This is a genomic window from Citrobacter sp. VF227 (genome assembly GCF_052950715.1).
Genome location: NZ_JBRFVF010000154.1, coordinates 1 through 615, shown reverse-complemented (window position 1 = coordinate 615; position 615 = coordinate 1). Strand labels below are relative to the sequence as shown.

Here is a 615-nt window from a genome sequence, read left to right as displayed (position 1 = left end):
TCCAGGTGCTGCTGCGTGAGGTATCCTCCGACGTGCTGGTGATGGCGCTCAAGGGCGCCGACGACGGCATCAAGGAGAAGGTCTTCAAGAACATGTCCAAGCGCGCCGGTGAGCTGCTGCGCGACGATCTGGAGGCCAAGGGGCCGGTACGTGTCAGCGACGTGGAAAATGCCCAGAAGGAAATTCTCACCATCGCTCGTCGCATGGCCGAGGCCGGGGAAATTGTCCTGGGCTCCAAGGGCGGCGAAGAGATGATCTAACCAGGACAACACCTCACACATGGCGAAGGACAACCCCAGCGACCTCATTCGCGCGAAAGACGTCAGCCTGTTCGATCGCTGGTCGCTGCCCAGTTTCGACCCGCAGGGCGAGGAAGAGGAGCTGCCGTCAGCGCCCAGCGTGGAGGAAACGGTCGAAGAGTTGGCGCGTAGCGAGGACGTGCCGGTCGAGGAAGTCAAACCGCTGACGCTCGATGAGCTCGAGGCGATTCGCCAGCAGGCCTATAACGAAGGCTTCGCCACTGGCGAGAAGGATGGCTTCCATGCGGGCCAGCTCAAGGCCCGGCAGGAGGCCGAGGCGTCTCTGGCGCCGCGGCTGCAGAGCCTGGAGCGGCTG

The 615-nt window shown here is 63.6% G+C and carries 2 protein-coding genes; both read left to right on the top strand.

The features are described from left to right. On the top strand, window positions 1-260 hold a 260-nt coding region (locus ACU8YC_RS25605; RefSeq protein ID WP_446896050.1), incomplete at its 5' end, for a FliG C-terminal domain-containing protein. 19 nt (window positions 261-279) lie between these two features. Beyond that, window positions 280-615, top strand: a 336-nt coding sequence (locus ACU8YC_RS25600; protein ID WP_446896049.1) for a hypothetical protein, incomplete at its 3' end; no start/stop codon positions are given.